The following is a 17,665-nucleotide window of genomic DNA, read 5'->3' on the forward strand; positions in this document are numbered from 1 at the left end:
CAAAGTTAATTTATCGAATGATCGGCACGTAACACATACACTTCTTTACGCTTTATTAATGAGTAACAGCATAATGAAAGTACACAGAGTAAACGAGTGTTTGTTGCCAACGAATTGTTGATAGAGGCAACAAATAATATTGTGAAAAGAGCCGGTAACAGTGCTGCTTTATTGAAATGACGAATTTGTTTCGCCATGAATATTAGCAGAACAATGAAGAGTATTATGGAAAAATAAACACCAAACTTTGTTACCCAAACCACAAAATAGTTTTCCATAGTTCTTGTGCCGGTCTTGTTCATTAGCGCCGTTGTTTCAACCTCAGTCATACCCCATTGGAGTTGGCTATCAGTCATCTTGTCCAACATGCTTAATGTCTTCACACGTTCCTGCGCGCTTTTATCGTCTTTGAAGGACGAGCGTTTTAAAATTCTGTCCCCAAGCGAGGTATTTATAACAATTGCGTAGCCAACGCAAAAAATCAAGAACAGCCCTAATACGCTTTTCATCGTATAGCTGAATTTTTTTGAGAATGAATCTATTATAAACGATAATCCAACACCGCCTATAATGCCTATGCTCGCCCCTCGGGCACCAAAGCAAAGTACAGCCACTACAGTGCATAATAAAAGCAATAATTTTATGTATAACTTATCATTGTATATGTATAACAATATGCCAATTGCCGACATGATTAATGCGTTATTTAACGGATGGCCGTAAAGAGCGGTTGATCTAAACTCTTCAAAATACAGAAATTCCTGGCTAAGTATAGCTCTGTGCAACAATTTCTCAACAAGGGCCAAACCGAAATTTATAAAAAAGGCTGCATAAATGATCTTGCTATTTCTGATCAAATAAGTTTGTGGGGTGTGAAATAAAAGTATTGATACAAGTGCCGGTGTTACAATTGCATCTATAAGAAAAGATATACCGGCTAATCTGTTAAACACAATTAAATACATAAGCAAGAGGATGCTGAATATAATTGCCGACAGCTCAACTTTACAGTTTTGAACGATGCTTGTAACCTTGATCTTAAAAGAAATGATGTAACAAAAAAGGCTTACTACCGAAATGTATGCAAGCGGATGTATTTTAAAGATAATATTTGCATGGGGATCATTATGGTGATAGCCAACAATATTTAATATGTTGTCGTCTATAAATAAAATTAAGATAGCAAATATTAACAAAAGGATTTTATTCATTGCGACCTATATTTGGCTTGAAAGAGCTATCAACCACGTTATTTATATTATTCTCATAACTTATTTCAAAATTCATTTCCTGTTCTGAGATGTGATTTTGCAATGATTTATCTTTAAAATTTTGAAAGGTTGTAATAACCTTTGCCGGGTTTCCGCCAACTACTAAACCATCTTGAATTGACTTTGTTACTACTGCGCCGGCACCAACAATTACATTATTTCCGATCTTAACACCCTGCAAAATGATGGCGTTCATACCTATGAAAACATTGTTTCCAATCTCTACACGTTGATAATGATATCGTCTACCTCTCTCATCACCAATAAGCCATGTACTGCCATTATGGGTAATTATCTTTGTACCACCAGCAATAGTGACTTTATCTCCTACTGTTACTAAAAAGGGTTCGGATCCAAAATCATTTATGTAAATACGACAGTCCTTCCCAATATGAGCTCCCAGAGATCGTAGATAGTAGACGTTACCTTTTAAAAAGATGGTTAAATATTTTCTTATTTTTTTTGAAATACTTGACATAACTACATTAGCTTACTGTTAGACTTCGACTTTTAGCAAATTAATGAGATAATCTAAACCTATATAAATATATACTCATTTTAAGAACTGGATAACGTGTGTTAACATTAAAAAAATGATTACGCCGCTTGACCTTTTAATGACGAGGCAGAGTGCATCTTACTCTTTAATAGCAGATAATTTATCACTAAACCAACTCCGTGTACCAATACGCTTGCATAGGCTATACCAATTACTCCCCAAATTTTAGCAAATAAAATGTCCACAATTATATTTATCACAAATTTCACAGTTGAAGTAATAACCATGTTTCGTGTGAACTTTAATGCAATAACGGCATTGTTTATAACTTGGTTCAAGGAGTTTAAAATGAATCCCGCCATATTTACCAATAGTATATAAGCAATAATTTCTTGTTTAGATTTAGGCACCCTCGAATAGATAACGGAAATGATCTGAAACTTAAAGATAAGAATAAAGACGAAAACGGCTATTGATAATGTAAACACTATCAACATAGTCTTATGTAGTTTTTTTAACCTAAAATTTCCGCTAACAACATCTCCGGACCACTTAGATAGTAATAAAGTTAAAAATGATCCCAATAGGACGGTAAATACGCTAAATACTTTATCACCATAATCAATAAGTGAAACTGCTCCAACGGCCAAGAATGCAGCAACAACTCTATCAACCAATGGTGATGACGCCGCGATTGTTACACTTGCTATTTGGAAGAAACCCTGTTTCAAAAAAACGGATATTTCTTTAAAGTCATAGTTTTTTCGGGATATAGTAAGCTTATTTTTTATTCGAATGATGTAAAGCAAGTGAAAGAATTTGCCCAACTCACCTAGGTTATAGCCTATTATTACTGCGCTAATTCCAAACTGCGACCCCAAAAAGTAAATGGTTACGAAGATTATAATTGCACGTGAAAATGGAGAAAATTCGGCTACATAGAACTGGTCAATCGAATTTAAAACTCCATAAAAAAAGGAGTTGATAACTGAAAAATAAACTATGGGTACACTCAAGAACAAGAACCAATAAAGCTGTTTATCAGTCCAGACGAATAAAGCTAATGATGTTACGAATAATGCAACACAAAGAATAAGCAAAAGCTTTGTGAAGTAAATGAATACCGTAGATATAAATTTACTGTAAAGAAAACTATCGCTTATTCGTTCCTTCAGAAATGGGATAATCACTGTTCTAACCGACCCCGCAAACATGTTTCCAACAAACAGTATAATGCTGTAGCTTAGAAAGAAGTCATCTGTCTCCTTTGAAATGGAATACCTATAAGCAATATAGATTGGAATTAAGAAACCAAGAAAATTAGAAACAATTGAAACGCTCGATAACTTTATAGCACGTGCTAAAAACTTATTTCCCAATAAATTCGGCAGAATACCTTTCATCAATGACCTGTCCTTAAGACTGGGGACTTTTGCTTCATTTTCCTATTGTGTAAACTTTAAAGCCAATGTCGGTCAGCTTTTTCTTATCAACAACGTTGCGGCCGTCAAATAAAAATGCCGGTTTAATCATGTTGTCGTAAATGCGTTGCCAGTCGTAGGTTTTAAATTCATCCCACTCTGTCATGATCGCTATGGCATGTGCATCTTTACAAGTCTCGTAAGGGTCAGTTATCACGGTTACAAGTTCCTTGTTTTGCTCGGCGCTGCGGGTGGCAAGATAGTTAAGATCATACTGTATCTGCGCTTCGCCCACTTTAGGGTCATAAACGGTAATGTTGGCCTGCTCGTTAAGCAAATCATCTGCTACATATATAGCGGCAGATTCGCGGGTATCGTTGGTGTCCTTTTTAAAGGCCCATCCCAAAAACGCAATTTTTTTACCTGATACCGTATTGTATAACGTGCGTACTATATTGGTAGCAAAGCGCCTTTTCTGGTGATCGTTCATAATGATTACCTGTTCCCAGTAATCGGCAACCTGTTGCAAGCCGTAAGAGCGGGCTATGTAAACCAGGTTCAAGATGTCTTTTTGAAAACATGATCCGCCGAAACCAACAGAAGCGTTCAAAAACTTAGGGCCAATGCGGCTATCGGTACCGATAGACCGGGCTACTTCAGATACATCGGCACCTGTGCGCTCACAAAGCTCTGACAGAGCGTTGATCGATGATACACGCTGGGCTAAAAATGCATTAGCAGTAAGTTTTGATAACTCGGACGACCATAGGTTGGTAGTTAGAATGCGGTCTGTAGGAACCCAATTGGCATATACCTCTACAAGTGCTGCAATTGCTTGCTGGCCTTCTTCTGTAGTGTCGCCACCAATTAAAATACGATCTGGAGCATGTAAATCTTCTACAGCAGTTCCTTCAGCCAAAAATTCCGGATTTGACAGGATCTGAAACTGAACCCCATTGCCTGTATTTTGCAAAATGCTTTTTACAGCCTCGGCGGTACGTACCGGTAGTGTGGATTTCTCAACAATTATTTTATCTGTTTTAGATACTCTTGCAATCTGGCGTGCACAAAGCTCGATGTATTTCAAATCGGCCGCCATGCCTTTACCAGAACCGTAAGTTTTGGTTGGCGTATTTACCGAAATGAAAATCATCTCGGCTCCTGCAATAGCTTCATCAACTTCGGTTGAAAAGAATAGATTTCTTCCTCTCGCCTCAGCAACAACTTCCGACAGACCTGGCTCATAAACCGGGATATTATTTGTGTCGGGATCATTCCAGGCACTAATACGGGCTTGGTTAAGGTCAACAACCGTGACCTGTATATGCGGACATTTTTGTGCAATTACGGCCATTGTAGGTCCGCCAACGTATCCTGCGCCTATGCAGCAGATTTTGGTTATAGGTTTTGACATTACTGGGGGTCGTTATGGTTAAAATCTCTTTAAAAATCTTCCAAATTGCTCACCGAAACTTTCTTTTTCCTTTTCGGCATATGAGTTATAGTAACTATTGTTGTAGCCGTAGCTGTAACCATAGCCGTAACCAAATTTATCGCGACGAACACCATTAAACACCAAGCTATATTTAGGTAAGCGTTTAGATGCGTCTATCTCATTAATAAATTCTAACTCGTCTTTATGTGTGTAACCCTGGCGAACCATATATAAAGTGGCATGGGCTGTACGTGCAATAATTAATGCATCTGTTACCAAGTGAATAGGAGGGGAGTCGATGATGATATCGTCATAACGCTCTTTAAGCATGTTAATTAAATTATCAAGCGTTTCCTTTTCAAGTAACTCTGATGGGTTAGGCAATATCGGGCCGCAACCCAATACATCAAGATCTTCAATAGCTGTTTTTTGTATTAGCTTATCCAAGTCAGTAGCTTTTTCAGCCAGAAAATCGCTGATACCAGGATGATCTGGAGACAAATCGAACACGCCTGAGATCTTGGGCTTACGTAAATCCATTTCCAAAAGGATTGTTTTACGTTTTGCATATGCCAAAGTAACGGCCAGGTTAGAGCTTACAAAGCTTTTACCCTCGCCACCAATACTCGAGGTAAACAATGTAACGCGTCCGGGATCGTTATTGCCATGCAAGTGGAACAAGTTTGTACGCAATACGCGGAACTGCTCGCCAATGGCAAATTTACCACGGCCTTCGGTAACCACAATAGGCGTGGTAGATTCCTGGTAGCTAAGCTCGCCTAATACAGGCACATTAACTTTATCTTCAATTTGACGACGTACAAGGATACGCTCATTTAATGATTCGCGGCCGTATAGTATACCAGCGCCGGCTGCAAGGCCTATTATTAATGCTAAAGGATAAATAATTGCCGGTTTAGGCCATTTTGCTTTGTTTGCATGCGCATCATCAACTACCTCGGAGTCTGATACCGATGAAGCGTAGCGTAGGGCAACCTGCTCGCGTTTTTCAAGAAGGAAAGTGTAAATCCTCTCTTTACTCTCCTGCTCGCGTTTCATCGAGTTATATTTTCTGTCCTGATCAGGTATTTTCTTTAGTGATCCTATCAAACCAGAGTCAAATGATTCCATTTGTTTCTGCGTAGCCAATAAAGATGCTTTGGTAGCAGCGATTTTTTCTTTAAACGCTTCTCTTAGGGTTGCAATTTGCTCGTTAAGCGGTTCAAATAAGGGGTTGGTTTCTGGTGTGGTGGCAAGTAATTGCGCACGTTGAACCTGCAAAGCCGCCAGTTTATCATATAAACCCATTAAGCTTGGGTCTTGCAGGTAGGCACTTGTAGCAGGTAGTTTTTCTGCTGAGCCAGAGTTTACCCATTTAGCTAAACCTTCAATTATACCCAGTTGAATCTTCACATCATTTGATGCCTTGATATTAGCCTGGCGTATATCCCTAAAGCCCTGAGCCTGTGACGTAATATCAGTCATGCCCTGGCTACTTTTATACTGCTGTATGTCGATCTCAGCAATGTTAAGGCCTTTGTTTATTGAGTCTAAACGAGAATTAATAAAATTCAAAGTGCTTTGGGCATCTTTACCTTTACTTAAAAGCGCGTCTTTTTGATATAATGACATTAATGAGTTAAGAATGTCTTTACCTCTCGCTGGTATAATATCCGAAGTAGAAAGGTTTACGAAAGGTGCATCTTTATTTTCCAGCTCCACCTTTACTTTAGATTGATAGTTATCAGATACCAAATCCGGATCCTGCACTGTAATCAACATTTCCGATCCAATGTAATCATTAATGTAAGAAGTAGGCGTTAGGAACCAGGTGCCAAAGTCGCCATTAATAACCGTAGAAAACTTGTAAGATTTGTCGCCCGCCTCTTTATCTTTTAATACAAATGAGTTAGCATCTTTAATGGTAATAAGCAATTTTATGCCTTTTGCATCAATAGCTCCGTTTTGCTTTGAGAAATTAAATTTAACCGGGCTGTTTTTGTAAAGCTCAACGTCAGTAGCTGTTTTTTTATTTACATATGATACCCACAATTGTAAATCATTCACAACCTGATACATCAGTTTCTTTGACTGCATTACCTCAATCTCGTTTTCAACGATAACCGGGGTGTTGATAGGATCAAGCTGCTGCTCCGTTCCATTTTTATTTATGACTGTACCGCCTTCAGAACTTACAGGCGATTTGAATTCCAATGTTGCAACTATTGGATATACGGGCTGCGTGTTTTGAACGTAGAAGTATGCACCCACAAGTGCAACAATAGCGCAAAGTACAAATAGAGGCCAGTGAAATAAATATTTTTTTAACAACCTGCCACCGTCAGACGTTGACGAAGCTTCAGATACAGGCAAGGTGAAGGTTGTCAACTGCGTGTTTTGCTTACTCATATTTTAATAGTACTTATCGTGTTAAAATTATTGCTACTACTGATAATAGAGATACCAGCAAACTCACTCTTTGGAAGCTTGAACCGTCATTTTCAGACCTTGCACGGTTAGGCGTTACGTATATTACATCATTATTTTTTAAATAATAATATGGCGAAGTAAATATCTTTTTCGACTTTAAATCAAGTGGAACATACTCTCGTTTTCCGTCAATTTCCCTCACAAGCAATATATTGCGTATGCCTGTAACATTTAAATCACCAGCCCGGCTTAATGCCTCAGTAACAGTGATGCGTTCATTTACAATGTTAAATGTGCCCGGTGCTTTAACATCTCCTAAAACCGAAACCTTAAAATTTTGAATACGAACGTTTACTTTGGGCTGCTTAACTACTTCAACAAGTTTAGCCTCAAGCGTTTTGCTTGCTTCTAATGTTGATTGGCCCTGCAAATGCACTGCACCAACTAAAGGTAAGTGTATATCGCCCTGCTGGTCCACCAGGTAACCTATAACTGCGCTCTCTTCAGCTTTGTCAAGGTTGCTGGTACCATTGGGTCTTTCCAAGTTGTAGTTAAACATGTACGACGCATCCGGGTTAAGGCTGTTAACATGTAAACCAAGTAAATCTCCGGGTTGTATAGTCAGCGGGGTGAAATTTCCAATAGTTTCGGTTTTTATGCTATCCAAAGGAAGATCTTTGAAATACGGAACGTTTTTGTAAGACGTGCATGATGACATGCCAAGAAATACCAGCGCAATTAAAAATAAATTAGTAAAATTTTTCAAGCTCATATTGGTTTTGTTGAGTTTAAGCTAAACGTTGGTTTAAATGTTGTAATACAAGTGTTTGAAAACTCATAATGTAGAGATAAACTTATAGCTTTTTGCGCAAACTATTAAAGTAAATAAAACTTAAATAAAACGCCCATAGTTATCAGGAGGTGATTAATAATTTATGAGGTTTAATCATTGCAAAAGCAATTGTTTTAATTTGCTGCATTTAAGGCGAAAATACTAAAAAAAATATAATCCAATAAGTTTTAGATATTATATTTTGAATAATTTGCACTAATAATTGGCTTTTTTTAAAAAAATAAAATTTTTATGCCTTGAGCTACCCGGGCATATACGTAGTTTTGCTAACTAATGGTTTTATCCGCTATACCAAATAATACTATTATTAATGCTGATGATTTAGGTTTAAATAAAACCATAAATCTGGCAATACTTAAAAGTTTTGAACTTGGTATCATTAATAGTTCGTCATTAATAGTTAATATGGGCGGGTTTAATGAAGCCGTTGAACTTATAAAAAGCAACCGTTGTATGCAAGGCATTGGCATACATGTAAACCTTGCCGAGGGAAGACCTTTAATTTTTAATGACGCTAAATTTATAGATGAAAACGGCTTTTGGAATATAAACGCAACGAATAAGGCAACTGCCTTTTTAAATGCGCGGAACAGGAAGAGTTTTCTTGAAGAAATAAGAGCTCAAATAGTACAAGGTATTAACACAGGGCTATCATTCACGCACCTCGATTCTCATTATCATATACATACGTTGCCCGCTTTTTTTCCTCTATTTTTTGAAGTTGCCAAAGAGTTTAATTTAAAACTACGTTTGGCCCAAACTTACAACGAAGGAAACTATGCCAAGTTTTTATATCGTAAATGGATCAATAACCGTGTAAAAAAGGCAGGCCTAAATTATACCGACTATTTTGAGACGGTGCAAATGTTTTTACGCAACACTGCAACTCGAAAGCCTGATAGCGTAACAGAAGTTATGTTACATCCCGATTTGCAGGATGAAAAACTAACAGATCATACAGATGAGCAGGCTATGAAGTCGTGGTTGAATTATTTAGGCTGAATATGCGTTGCGTTTGACTTAACAATAACCGGGACCGCCCTGGTATCCATCTTTTTATCGTAGCTTTATACGCTTACCTGATACCGATAATGTCTTTCATAAAAGATAAAAGCCATATTTACCGCTAATTATGAGCGTATTGCGGGCATAAAACGCGACATTTTTTACAGCCTTATCATAAAACGAGCCAGCGTTCTGATTGGCTTTTTACTGGTTCCCATCACCATAGGTTATTTAAACCAAGTTCAGTACGGTATTTGGATAACTATCGCGTCCCGAGTTGCATGGATAAACACTTTTGATATTGGGCTAAGTAACGGATTGCGCAACAAACTTGCGCAGGCAAATGCCACCGGCGATACTACTGATGCCGCACAATAAATAACATAGCATTTAGCATCATTATAACACCTTACTGGAGTGCCTTTACAGATGCTTATGCACGCAACGACTTTGACTGGATCAAACAATCTCTTAGAAAGCTGAGGTTTATATGGCTTGGTTTTGCAGTCTTGGCTATTTTGCTTTACCTGCTTGCAGATGTAGCCTACAAAATATGGATCAAGGATATAGTGAAGGTGCCTGACATTTTATCATTGATGATGATGATTTACACCGTGGTACAAACATGGATGCTCATACAAGCTTACCTGTTAAATGGAACAGGCAAATTACGCATACAGTTGATACGCGTTATTATTAAAGGTATCATTAATATCCCGTTATCAATATGGCTGATTAAGCTGATGGGCTTACATGGCACGGTAATATCAAACATCGTGGTTATGCTGCTGATGAGTTTTTTCCTTACCTGGCAAAGCAGGCTTGTAATAACAAAATGCGCAACGGGTATCTGGGACAAATAAAATTTCCTCATGTATTTGCAAATTTGATTTTCTCTTTGTTACTTTGAAGTGCAAAGTACTTTAAAATGAAACAGCAAGATATATATGATGACATCAGCTCTATCCGGACGATCATGGAACGCTCTACACGTTTCATATCCCTTAGCGGATTGTCGGGCGTTATGGCGGGTATCTACGCACTTATAGGGGCCTATGCCGCATACACCATGCTATATGCAAATGGGGGCGAGGCTTACGTTGCCAGGAGCGGAAATGCAGATGTTTTGCATAACACCAATTTTAAGCTGTTTGTACTGGCAGCCGTTATTTTGATTGTATCGGTTTCTACCGGAATTTTGCTAACGGTACGTAAAGCGCGACGTAAAGGCAGCGCAGTGTGGAGCCAAAGCAGCAAATCGCTTTTACTTAGCGGTGCTTTGCCTTTGTTAGCCGGAGGCTGTTTTATAATAATATTGTTTATGCAGGGGCATTACGGTATTATTGCGCCGGGTTGCCTCATTTTTTATGGCCTTGCGTTGGTTGCTGCAAGCCAGTACACATTTGGCGACGTTAAATGGCTTGGCTTAATGGAAATTGGCCTTGGCATTTTAGCAACCGCATTGCCTGGTTATGGCTTGCTGTTTTGGGCAATTGGTTTTGGAGTACTGCATATTATATACGGTACGGTTATGCACTTTAAGTACGATCGTGAAGGTAACGTTAACTAATTTTGATAAAGCTTTTGAAAACCGCATACGCCTGCAAATAATGAGTGTGCTGGTTGCTAATGAGAGCTATGATTTTAACTCCCTAAAGGAGCTACTTGACGTTACCGACGGCAACCTGGCCTCGCATTTAAAAGCTTTGGAGAAAGAGGAATACATCACGGTGAATAAATCCTTTTTAGGACGTAAGCCTAATACACGCTATATGGCTTCAAAAACGGGTATGGCTGCTTTTAAGGCGCACCTTCAAGCCCTAGAAAATTTAATAAAACAACAGAAACTGTAAATTTTTTTGCGCTTTAACTTTGTAAATCAAAGTACTTTATATTATGAAAACAATTGCAATACACAATCACATCGAAAAGGAGTATGATCTGGCGCGACAACATGTCGGCAAGACAAATGCTGATTCTGTAACAACCCGAATCAAAGTCTACATATGGATAATGATCACAGGTTTATTTATAAGCGGCGTTACCGCATTCCCGATAGAGACAGAACTAAATTGGCTGATGAGCCAGGCTGGTAATTTTAACCCAACTATGGCCACCTGGCTATATAAGGTTTATAATGCAGTACATGCAACCACCACGGCCTATCCGTTTTTAGCTTATGGTACCGATTGGCTGGCATTTGCGCACGTAATGCTTGCTGTTTTATTTGTTGGGCCCTTACGCAATCCTTTGCGCAATATATGGGTAATTGAATTTGGCATAATAGCTTGTGTGGCCATAGTGCCACTGGCTTTTATTGCCGGCCCAATACGCGGCATTCCTATTTTCTGGCGGCTGATCGATTGCTCTTTCGGGCTGTTTGGCATTATCCCGCTTTACCTGTGCCATCGTGATATAAAACTGCTTCTAAAATTAACTCCTGCAACCTATTAACATGCTGCGTTTTAATAAATTTTACCTCCAGGCCACCTTGTGGCTGCTAGGTATCGAGATTATCATCGCCCTTAACGTGCACGACAACTTTATACGCCCTTTTGGCGGCGACGTACTGGTAGTTATCCTGCTCTATTGCCTGCTTAAAGGCTTTGTAAACTTTAGCAATTATAAAGCGGCTTTAGTCGTTTTGCTTTTTGCGTTTTCTATAGAAATAGCACAGTGTTTTCACATTGTTGATGTTTTAGGGTTAGGCAGGTACACCATAGCCCGGGTAATTATAGGCACCACATTTGCGTGGACGGATTTGCTGGCTTATATGCTTGGTATCATAATAGTTTTAATAACAGAGCGCTTGGCTAAATCAATGCAACCATGCAGTATTTTATAGATAAAGACTCCGTAGTGCGCCGCATTTGGGGCAAGGCTGATACTGTATTGTTTATTTTTGCAGGGGCAGCTGCCGAGTTTGCGCTTAACAAGGCGGTAGATTGGCTGTACTTCACAGGCAAGCTCCCTGCCGATCCGCTTGGCAGGCTGTTCTCTACCGTTACCTATGCCAGGCAAATTATTTTCGCCCCGCAAGAGGAAGCTTTTAAAGCGATAGATCAGATCAATAAGATACACCGCTCGGTTGAAGAGGCGCGCGGTGCACAAATACCTGATTGGGCCTACCGGGACGTGTTGTATATGCTGATAGACTACTCGGTACGTTCTTTTGAATTATTAGAGCGTAACTTAACTGCTGAAGAAAAGAACCAGGTATTTGATGCTTTTTACAAAGTAGGCAGGCGCATGGGTATCCCGGGTTTGCCGGCAAACTATGCCGCCTGGCTTGTTGGGCGTGCCCAGCATCTTGAGAACAATATGGTAAACAGCAAGTTTACTATCCATCTTTTTGAGCAATACAAAAAACATTTAGGAGCGGTGCGATATGCCTTATTAAAGCAAGTTTGGCTCCTGTTAACACCGGCTGCCGTACGGCAACTTTTGCCTTTTAAAGATAGGGCTGTGGTAAAGCCTGTGATCGGTTTATACAAATTAAGCAGGTTGATAAGCATAGATAAGCTCGTAAAAGAGGCCCTTTTACCCGGCGAATACAAGGCAAGGATTAAAGCGCTTGATATAGCTTGACGATTGCTGATTGTTAGCCAATTCACATTTGCGCCAACATCTATTAAAAGGTTTTGTTACCTTGCGGTCCCCAGCCATCAATGAAAAATCGTTCTGAATGAAAAAGATTTTCTTTATCATACCCGTATTATTTGCCTTTGCCTGCAAGCAAAACATTAAGGATAACCCCGAAACAAAAAAGCTTAATAAAATGGCCCAGGAGTACGTTACCCTGGGTTTAACCATAGGCCAGTACGACGATAACTTTGTTGATGCCTATTACGGGCCGGATTCGCTTAAGCCAAAACAGGCGGTAGCTAAGGAGTTTCCGCGCGATAGTTTGTTAGCCAACATCAACATGCTGATGAACGATCTGAAAGTTGTGGCAGATGGCGCGCAAATAGACTCGAACCGTATGCGTGCCCACTGGATGTACAACCAGCTGATAGCTTTTGGCCGCCGTATCAGGGTTTATAGTGAAGAATACCGTTCGTTCGATGAAGAGTCGCGCGAGCTGTTTGGTGTTGCGGCACCCGCTTATGCCGAAGAGCGATACAAGGCCCAGGTAGATTTGCTGGATACCCTGCTGCCAGGTAAAGGCCGTGTAGCCGATAGGTTTCAAAAGTTAGCCAACAAATTCGTCATTCCAAAAGATAAACTGGATGCCGTGATGAAGGCTGCTATTGCCGAAGCGCGCAAGCGCACGCTGGCGCATTTAAAGCTGCCCGCAAAAGAAAACTTTACGCTGGAGTACGTTACCAATAAACCCTGGAACGGCTATAACTGGTATAAAGGCAATTACACCAGCAATGTGCAGATCAATACCGATATCAAAATTTTTATTGACCGGGCAATAGATGTAGGCAGCCACGAAAGCTACCCGGGCCACCACGTGTATAATATGCTGCTCGAAAAGAACTTATATCATGATAGGGGATATACGGAGCTGTCGCTTTATCCGTTGTTTAGTCCGCAATCACTTATAGCCGAGGGCAGTGCCAACTTTGGTGTTGAAATGGCCTTCCCAGGCGACGAAAAAGTAAAGTTTGCCAAAAGCGTGTTGCTGCCGCTTGCAGGTTTAGATACAACAGGTGCAGATGTGTATTTTAAAGCATTGGCTATAAAGGCGGAATTGAACTACGCCCGTAACGAAGCTGCCCGCGGACTTATCAATGAAACCATGACCCGCAACGAGGCTTTAAAATGGCTCAAAAAGTATTGTTTGATGAATGATGAAACAGCCGAAAAATCCGTTGACTTCATCAAAAAATATCGCAGCTATGTTATCAACTACAATTACGGGCAGGATTTAATAAAAGGCTATATAGAACGCAATGGTGGTACTGTGAAGGATCAGGCAAAACGCTGGCAGCTTTTTACCCAACTGCTGAGCGAAGAAGTAAATCCCGCCGATCTGCAAAAGAAATAGATTACGATTGATAAAAGGAGAGCCTTTATCTGATGATAAAGGCTCTCCTTTTATTTTCGGAATTTTGCTAAAACCTAACTGTGACCAATCCTCTTAAATTAAATGGTGTACCAGGCGTAAAATGAATTTCGGTAACCGGATCGGTTTCATTTTGCAGTCGGGATGTGGTTGCAAACTGGGTTTCGTTCCAGGCGCGGTTAAATATGTTTTCGGTGATAATGCCAAAGGTACAACGGCCATAATTATAGCTCAGGTTGGCATCTGTTATAAAATAGCCTTTTGCTGTAATGGAGTTATCTTCATTTGCGGGGCGGGCTGCCAGGTAGCGAGCACGTAGGCCACCGCTAAAACGGCCAAGTTGTTTAATACTTAAACCGCCTGCAAAAGTAAATTTTGGAGCAAGTGGAATGTAGTTTTCACCGTTAGGATCGTCAATAGCGCGGGCGTGGGTGTATGTTGCATCGGCATTAACAAACAACCATTTGTTAAGTTGATAGCGCATGCCAAGGTCAATACCCTTGCGGGCGGTGCGGCCACCCGGTTCCACAACACCTTCATCGCCCACATAAACAAACTCCTGCTGTAAAAAGAGGTACCAAAGCGCGGCATTAATAATTAACCGCGGTGCGGGTTTCCAGGTAGTACCCAAATCAGCACCATAGGCAGCAGGCAAAGTTTGATAGCCTTGCTGAGCTGTAACCACGCGGGCATCATTACTATGAAAGCCTCTGCCAAGTTTCAGGAAAAACTGCAGGTCTTTGGTTTGATTGTATAAAAAGTTAAGTTTAGGGCTCACTATATCCTGGCCTTCCTGCGTGGAAGGGTTTCCCGTTAAAAGCTTGTTGGCATACCTGAAATTAAAATGATCAAACCTAACAGCCGGATTTATCAATAATTTACCTATTTCAATTTCGGTATTGAGGTAAGCATAAACATTGGCCTGGTTAATATCGCCCAGCATAATGGGTACCAATACCTCGTTACGGTTTTTGGTGTGCGATAACTCGATGTTATTAACGTCATCAAAACGCCCGCCTATGCCTGCCTGTATGGTAAGGTCGCCGCTGCCAAGGCCATAGCGCTTATTTAAAACCGACTCGAAGCCGGCAATATTTCTGTCCTCTTTTTGCTTAATCTGATCGCCGTTTACAGGGTCGTTTAAAAAGAAAGTAAAATTGGAGTATAGCTCGAATTTGTAGCGGCTGTAAAATGCGTTCGTTTTTAGCCACGTAGTCGGGTTGAAATATTTATTATATAAAATGTTAAAATTGGTACGGCTGGTTTTGCCGCCTTCGTTACTGTCAATTGCACCAAAGCGTGTTATTAAACCTTCGTCAACGGCACGCTGAGGGATCTGTCCGGAAGCATCCCAACTACTGGTAAAATGCGACGCACTGAAAGATAGCTTGTCGGAATTTTTAAAATTGATGGTGTATTTGCCAAACAGGTTAAGCCTGTTAAAATTTTGCGGGGCTTCAAAATAGCCATCGGTTTTTAAATAGTCCACAGCTACGTAGGCGGCCTGGTTTGGCTTGTTGAGAAAGTTGAACAGCCCGAGCGTTTTGTATGTATTGAATTTGCCATACTCCGCCGTTACCGAGCTATTGTCGAGCCTCTCTTTTGTGGAGAATGCCACATATCCTGCAGTGGCCAGGTCGCCTTTGTTGGCATGGTACGGGCCTTTGTCAAAATCAACCTGTCCAACAGTTTCAGGTATTAAAAAATGTAAATCTGCATATCCCTGGCCATGTGCGTGACTAACCATGTTTACCGGCATGCCGTCTACAGATATATTAATGTCAGTGCCATGGTCAAGATCAAACCCGCGCAAAAATAATTGCTCGGCTTTGCCACCTCCTGCATGCTGGCCAATAAACAGTCCCGGCACACGGCGAAGTAACTCCTGCGATGAGTTTACAGGATTGGTTTGCAAATCAATAGAAGCAACCGACGATAGATGATTGATACCTTCGGATACTATTACCTCGTTAAGCTGAAAAGTTGATGGCTTTAAATTGATGTTTAGTACTGTACCGGCATAAGCTACCATAACAGTTTGATAACCCACATGTGATATCCTTATCGAATCGCCCGGCTGGTTGGCTTTCAAAAGGAAGTTCCCGGTTTCGTCTGTATGGGCATGGTTTCCTGTTTTTATGTTAAAAAGATAAGCACCCTGCAATGGCATGTTGCCTGTGCCTGTAACTTTGCCCGTAAGGGATTGGGCGGATATATGAAAAGCAGAAAATAAAAGTGCAGCAATTAGTAAATATCTCATCAATAGTTTCGCGGGGATTTGCCGCGAATTTAAAAGATTTTATTGCTAAAAGGCCTATGAGGCACTTGTAACGGCTATTTAACAAGACAGACGAAGCCTATCGTTGAACTATTATAGTAGGCAAAAGGAGAGGGAAAGTAAATATCAAGATCACTGAAGCTGTAAGTAACAACCCCGGCGCAATGGCCGGGGCTGGGTTATATTATAATACGTGCATTGCAAGTATGCGCTGCAGATCATAAATATTAACCTGCTTATTAAATTTCTTTTCGATGATTGGATTCAGGTCGCTGGATATCCAGATCTTCAATTCGGCGTCAAGGTCAAAATGACCCGATGTTTCAATACTGAAGCGGGAAATGCTTTTGTATGCAATGCTCAAGTACTGCACTTTGCTGCCGGTAATGCCTTGTTTATCAACAAGTATCAAGCGCTTGTTTGTGAAAATGAATACGTCACGGAAAAGCTTAAAACCTATCTCGACGTTTTCACCGTCTACAAAAAGGTTAGCATAATCTTTTCTTAATTCGTCGGGATTTGCTACCCCGGCATTACCTAATAAGTTTGAAAAAAGGCCCATATGGTTATATTTTATGTGCATCAAATATGTGTAAAAGGATTGGTCTGCCAAACCCAATATCAAATTAAAAAGCCGTTTTTAAGGCTGTAAATGCTACTTTTACAATATTGATAACCCCCAATCGTTTAAAACTGTACCAAACTCACAACAGTATGAATTTTTTAAGATCAAGATTTTTTATTTTTTCATTTGCGCTAACGGCTGTAATTGCAACATCATGCAAAAGCAAAAAGGCAGTTGTAAAACCTGCAGCTCCGGTAAGCACACCGCCGCCACCGCCGCCTGCGCCAAAACCGGCACCTGCGCCAGCCCCGGCTCCTGAACCGGCACCTGCACCGGCCCCGCCAGATTATAACTTTAAAAATATCCAGTTCGAGTTTAACTCGGGTATATTGAAGACTGATGCTTACCCTATTTTAGATAAGGCGGCTGCAGAAATAAAGAAAGACCAATCAGTTAAGTTTTTGGTAGGTGGACATTCGTCTGCCGAAGGTACCGAACAGCACAACCAGGCGCTTTCTGTTGAGCGTGCCAATGCAGTTAAAACTTACCTGGTAAATAGTGGTGTTAACGGCGACAACCTGGTTATTAAGGGTTACGGCGAAACCAAGCCCATCAGCAATAATACTGATGAAGCCGGCCGCGCGCTTAACCGCCGCGTAGAGATCAAAAAGCAGTAGTTTTTTAAGCTATTTTAAAAAGCCTTAAGTAGATCACTTAAGGCTTTTTTGTTGGCGTTTTGGCACGATAGGGCTCACCTGAATGTGGGATGCTGAAACAAGTTCACTGTTGTCCGGTAAAATATTTTTGGAAAAGTTAAGGGGTAGTTTATAGCTACCCCTTTGTTGTTGATATTTGAGTTACCACACTTAAATATTCAACATGGGCAAAAGTACT

At 40.4% G+C, this 17,665-nt stretch carries 17 protein-coding genes; 9 read left to right on the forward strand and 8 right to left on the reverse strand.

The window, feature by feature from the left end:
• Positions 1–5 precede the first annotated feature (5 nt).
• From FPZ43_RS14100 to FPZ43_RS14125, 6 genes are all read right to left on the reverse strand, one after another.
• Positions 6–1,211, reverse strand: coding sequence for a VpsF family polysaccharide biosynthesis protein (locus FPZ43_RS14100; protein WP_146382561.1), 1,206 nt, complete (start codon positions 1,209–1,211; stop codon positions 6–8).
• Entirely contained in the window at positions 1,204–1,749 is a 546-nt protein-coding gene (locus FPZ43_RS14105; protein WP_186461844.1) for an acyltransferase, read from the reverse strand. Before FPZ43_RS14105 ends, FPZ43_RS14100 begins: the two co-directional genes overlap by 8 nt.
• A gap of 119 nt (positions 1,750–1,868) precedes the next feature.
• Complete coding sequence (locus FPZ43_RS14110) at positions 1,869–3,173, reverse strand: lipid II flippase MurJ (RefSeq protein WP_146382562.1); 1,305 nt, start codon at positions 3,171–3,173, stop codon at positions 1,869–1,871.
• A gap of 34 nt (positions 3,174–3,207) precedes the next feature.
• Entirely contained in the window at positions 3,208–4,605 is a 1,398-nt protein-coding gene (locus FPZ43_RS14115) for a UDP-glucose 6-dehydrogenase (protein WP_146382563.1), read from the reverse strand.
• Positions 4,606–4,623: 18 nt separating this feature from the next.
• Positions 4,624–7,035: a GumC family protein gene (locus FPZ43_RS14120; RefSeq protein ID WP_146382564.1), complete on the reverse strand. Its 2,412-nt coding sequence runs from the start codon at positions 7,033–7,035 to the stop codon at positions 4,624–4,626.
• Positions 7,036–7,048: 13 nt separating this feature from the next.
• On the reverse strand, positions 7,049–7,828 hold the full coding sequence (locus FPZ43_RS14125) for a polysaccharide biosynthesis/export family protein (RefSeq protein ID WP_146382565.1): 780 nt from the start codon (positions 7,826–7,828) through the stop codon (positions 7,049–7,051).
• 354 nt (positions 7,829–8,182) lie between these two features.
• Between FPZ43_RS14125 and FPZ43_RS14130 the strand changes: the two genes are divergently transcribed.
• From FPZ43_RS14130 to FPZ43_RS14165, 8 genes are all read left to right on the forward strand, one after another.
• Positions 8,183–8,911, forward strand: a complete 729-nt coding sequence (locus FPZ43_RS14130; protein ID WP_146382566.1) for a carbohydrate deacetylase — start codon at positions 8,183–8,185, stop codon at positions 8,909–8,911.
• Between the two features lie 512 nt (positions 8,912–9,423).
• Complete coding sequence (locus tag FPZ43_RS14135) at positions 9,424–9,777, forward strand: polysaccharide biosynthesis protein (RefSeq protein ID WP_146382567.1); 354 nt, start codon at positions 9,424–9,426, stop codon at positions 9,775–9,777.
• A 65-nt stretch (positions 9,778–9,842) separates the two neighbouring features.
• Positions 9,843–10,484 carry a hypothetical protein gene (locus FPZ43_RS14140; RefSeq protein WP_146382568.1) on the forward strand — a complete coding sequence of 214 codons (642 nt, stop codon included), beginning with the start codon at positions 9,843–9,845 and terminating at the stop codon, positions 10,482–10,484.
• On the forward strand, positions 10,465–10,767 hold the full coding sequence (locus tag FPZ43_RS14145; RefSeq protein ID WP_261381090.1) for a winged helix-turn-helix domain-containing protein: 303 nt from the start codon (positions 10,465–10,467) through the stop codon (positions 10,765–10,767). The genes FPZ43_RS14140 and FPZ43_RS14145 overlap by 20 nt, the downstream gene beginning before the upstream one ends.
• A 43-nt stretch (positions 10,768–10,810) precedes the next feature.
• A complete protein-coding gene (locus tag FPZ43_RS14150; RefSeq protein ID WP_222430980.1) occupies positions 10,811–11,368 on the forward strand; it encodes a hypothetical protein in 558 nt (185 codons plus the stop codon).
• 1 nt (position 11,369) lies between these two features.
• Positions 11,370–11,759, forward strand: a complete 390-nt coding sequence (locus tag FPZ43_RS14155) for a ribosomal maturation YjgA family protein (protein WP_146382570.1) — start codon at positions 11,370–11,372, stop codon at positions 11,757–11,759.
• Positions 11,744–12,502, forward strand: a complete 759-nt coding sequence (locus FPZ43_RS14160; protein ID WP_146382571.1) for an oxygenase MpaB family protein — start codon at positions 11,744–11,746, stop codon at positions 12,500–12,502. The genes FPZ43_RS14155 and FPZ43_RS14160 overlap by 16 nt, the downstream gene beginning before the upstream one ends.
• A 97-nt stretch (positions 12,503–12,599) precedes the next feature.
• A complete protein-coding gene (locus tag FPZ43_RS14165; RefSeq protein WP_146382572.1) occupies positions 12,600–13,910 on the forward strand; it encodes a hypothetical protein in 1,311 nt (436 codons plus the stop codon).
• Between the two features lie 67 nt (positions 13,911–13,977).
• On the opposite strand, the gene FPZ43_RS14170 is transcribed toward FPZ43_RS14165, so the two are convergent.
• Both FPZ43_RS14170 and FPZ43_RS14175 read right to left on the reverse strand, forming a co-directional pair.
• The gene (locus FPZ43_RS14170; RefSeq protein WP_146382573.1) at positions 13,978–16,188 is read right to left on the reverse strand and encodes a TonB-dependent receptor; all 2,211 of its coding nucleotides are present in this window, start codon (positions 16,186–16,188) and stop codon (positions 13,978–13,980) included.
• Between the two features lie 202 nt (positions 16,189–16,390).
• Positions 16,391–16,768 carry a PH domain-containing protein gene (locus tag FPZ43_RS14175; protein WP_146382574.1) on the reverse strand — a complete coding sequence of 126 codons (378 nt, stop codon included), beginning with the start codon at positions 16,766–16,768 and terminating at the stop codon, positions 16,391–16,393.
• A gap of 152 nt (positions 16,769–16,920) precedes the next feature.
• Here FPZ43_RS14175 and FPZ43_RS14180 point away from each other — a divergent pair, with 152 nt between their 5' ends.
• The gene (locus tag FPZ43_RS14180; RefSeq protein ID WP_146382575.1) at positions 16,921–17,448 is read left to right on the forward strand and encodes an OmpA family protein; all 528 of its coding nucleotides are present in this window, start codon (positions 16,921–16,923) and stop codon (positions 17,446–17,448) included.
• The last annotated feature ends 217 nt before the right edge of the window (positions 17,449–17,665 follow it).

Origin of the sequence: Mucilaginibacter pallidiroseus (genome assembly GCF_007846085.1) — a bacterium.
Taxonomy (GTDB): Bacteria; Bacteroidota; Bacteroidia; order Sphingobacteriales; family Sphingobacteriaceae; genus Mucilaginibacter; species Mucilaginibacter pallidiroseus.